The 2,996-nt window shown below is 44.2% G+C and carries 3 protein-coding genes and 1 pseudogene; all 4 read left to right on the top strand.

The window, feature by feature from the left end:
* Window positions 1-921 (top strand): terminase gpA endonuclease subunit (locus tag ACFILW_RS09305; protein ID WP_375685648.1); only part of this gene is annotated, 921 nt, incomplete at its 5' end.
* A gap of 3 nt (window positions 922-924) precedes the next feature.
* On the top strand, window positions 925-1,173 hold the full coding sequence (locus tag ACFILW_RS09300) for a phage head-tail joining protein (protein WP_375624290.1): 249 nt from the start codon (window positions 925-927) through the stop codon (window positions 1,171-1,173).
* Window positions 1,173-2,717 carry a phage portal protein gene (locus ACFILW_RS09295; RefSeq protein WP_375685646.1) on the top strand — a complete coding sequence of 515 codons (1,545 nt, stop codon included), beginning with the start codon at window positions 1,173-1,175 and terminating at the stop codon, window positions 2,715-2,717. The genes ACFILW_RS09300 and ACFILW_RS09295 overlap by 1 nt, the downstream gene beginning before the upstream one ends.
* Window positions 2,707-2,996 (top strand): annotated as a pseudogene (locus ACFILW_RS09290) (S49 family peptidase); the annotation flags it as partial. The gene ACFILW_RS09295 and the pseudogene ACFILW_RS09290, both read left to right, overlap by 11 nt.

Raw genomic sequence — 2,996 nt, 5'->3', positions numbered from 1 at the left:
ACAGTGCTTGGAGAGCCATGGGAGGACAGAACAGGCGAAGTTGTTGACCCAGATAGTCTCTATGCAAAACGCGAAGATTATCCCCTTGCACCAGAACAAGCCGTGTTGTTAACAGCTGGTATTGATGTGCAAAATGACCGCTTAGAACTTGAAGTGGTTGGATGGGGACGCAGTGAAGAAAGTTGGCATATTGATTATCAAGTTATCCTTGGTGATCCCTCTTCTTTTGAAGTATGGGACCAGCTGGATGAATACCTTACAAAACGCTGGCCACATACAGGCTATAAAGAGGGAATTAGGATAACAGCTGCTTGTATTGATACCGGTGGTGGACACACACAAGCGGTTTATAATTACGTGCGCCCCCGTGAGGGACGACGTATCTGGGGAATTAAGGGGCAAGCGGGATGGCGTGCGGTATGGCCACGCCGTCCAAGTAGAAACAACAAAGGACAGATTAATCTCTATATTGTTGGGGTTGATGCAGCAAAAGATATTATCACGGCACGGTTTAAAAAATCCGGACCTGAAGCATCGGGTGCTGGTGCAACACACTTTCACAAAAGCCTTGATCGGGAATATTTTGACCAACTGACCGCTGAAAGAAAAGTCATCAAATATTTTAAAGGCTTCAAGCGTATTGAATGGCAAAAAAGTGAAAAGGCAAGAAATGAAGCCTTGGACTGTAGGGTCTATGCTTATGCGGCTTTACAAGGTCTGATTTCGGCAGGAATAAACCTTAATCGAGAAGTCGATATCTTAGAAGAGCGTCTGGAAAAACTTAAAATTGAAGGCTCTTTAGAGCAGCCAACATCAGAACATGTGCCCTCTCCTGCTCCAAGAAGATCTCAGACAGCACAACCTCAAAGGAAACAATCCAGAACGGTGATGAATCCTTATATGCAAGGGGATTGGAGGTAATTTATGGATACAGACTTGAACCAAGTAAACAGCAAAATTAACAGACTGGAAAGTTTAAAAAGGCGGCGTGAACAAATTGAAGAGGCTCTTTATTCAGGTGCACAATCGGTACGCCATGGCGATAAGCAAGTAAGCAACCGCTCTGTTGAGGAACTGCGCAGAGCGCTTGAGATGCTGAACACACAAATAGCCAACCTTGAAGGACGCAAGCGTTCACGCGTTTTCTATTTTAATATATCACGAGGCTATTAATGGCTGGCTTTATCAATAAACTCACGGGCTTTTTTAAAATTTCTCGTCAACACAATCCCCATTTTGAAGCGGCAAGCAAAAGCCGCCGTATGGGTGGTTTTGACCCCGCAAAAAAACATATTAATAAAGCGATTGAAGAATGCGGTGATACCATTGTTGCCCGTTCAAGATGGCTTTATGACAATGAATCTCTTTATGGGTCTGCAACAGAAGAATGGGTCTCTGCGGCTGTTAGTGATGGGATTAAACCCTATCCTCGTATTGAAGGTTTTCAAGAAGAAAAGAAAAAGCTTTTAGACTTATGGTGGCAATGGGTTGATGAAGCAGACTATGATGAAGATGCCAATTTTTATGGACTTCAAGCAACCATTGCACGAGAGGTCTTTTTAACTGGTGAATGTTTTGTAAGACTACATTATGTTGACCTCTACGGGCGCTCTGGTGTACCACTTCAATTACAAGTTTATCCCACCGAAATGTTAGACCTTACTTACAATGGACCGGCTGATATTGAAGGCAATTACATTCGTATGGGGATTGAATTTAATGCCAGTGGCAAGCGTGTTGCTTATCATTTCTGGGAACATCACCCCTATGATGATGTCCCTGCAAATATAGCATTTGAGAGCCAAGAGCGCGTGCGCGTCCCTGCTGAAATGGTCCTTCACATCAAAGAGCGCCGTATCGCAGGACAATTGCGCGGTTCTCCAAAAATAACGCGCGCTATGACAAAGATCTTTCAACTCGAATCCTATGACGACGCAGAACTCGATAGAAAAAGGACGGCGGCTCTTTTCGCGGCGTTTGTCAAGGACAATTCACCAAACGTCGAAAAATTATCCGATAATCGTGATAAAAACAACGTTGAAGAAGAATACAAAGCACCTGTCATTGCGCCCGGTGCATCTCTTTATTTAGGAGAGAATAAAGAAGTTACATTCTCAAATCCTGTTGAGGTTGGAGGTTCTTATGAGGCTTTTCAATTTCGCAATATCTTGAAAATTTGTGCAGCACTTAATATGCCTTATGCCGTTGTGACTGGAGACGTTACGCGCGGCAATTTTTCCAATGTGCGTACCTCTATCATTCAGTTTAGACGGCACGTCAAACAATGGCGTGAACATATCATTGCCTTTCAGTTTAACCGCATTGTGTGGGAGCGTTTTGTTGAAATGGCAGTGCTTTCTGGATGCGTCAATTTGCCAGGGTGGGAAGAAAATCCCTTGCCATGGCTTCAATGTGAAAGCTTTGCACCCCCGCTTGAAATGATTGATCCAAACAAGGATATCTCAGCGGAAAAAGAAGAAATTCGTGCAGGCTTGAAAACACGACGCATGGCACTTGCCGAGCGTGGCTTTGATATCGACAGCATTCATGCCGAACTTGAAGAAGAGCACACAGACGCTCGTGCGCGCGGCTTATCTTTTGACACGGATATGGCAGCGCCTTCTGGTAGCAATCAAGTGATTGATACAGCAGATTCAGAACCTTCTGAGACTTATGAAAGTAACCAAGGCAGTGAGGCACATAAAAATGGTGAATAATCTTGATATGCCGTTTTTGGCATCACGGCTTTTTGGGGTTCCACATATGCTTGCCTCGACAAAACTTGATGTCATTCTCAATGCTCTTGCACCGCGTCTTTTTGAGGGAGAAAAGTTTCCCATTGAAGCTTATTCGCAAGAGAATACAGAAGCTTTAAGACCCCCTGAAACTTATGTAGTACAAAACAATGTTGCCATAATACCGGTTCATGGCACGCTTGTGCGCCGTGGTGCATGGCTTGGGGCTTTATCGGGGCTAACCTCTTATGAAGGTTTAAG

Source organism: Bartonella sp. TT110JLCBS, assembly GCF_042193405.1.
Lineage (GTDB): Bacteria > Pseudomonadota > Alphaproteobacteria > Rhizobiales > Rhizobiaceae > Bartonella.
This window is presented reverse-complemented; position numbering and strand designations above follow the sequence as displayed.

Bases quoted from the DNA above. Each gene is read 5' to 3' on its own strand.
- ACFILW_RS09300 (WP_375624290.1), top strand. From the start codon at position 925: ATGGATACAGACTTGAACCAAGTAAACAGCAAAATTAACAGACTGGAA.
- ACFILW_RS09295 (WP_375685646.1), top strand. From the start codon at position 1,173: ATGGCTGGCTTTATCAATAAACTCACGGGCTTTTTTAAAATTTCTCGT.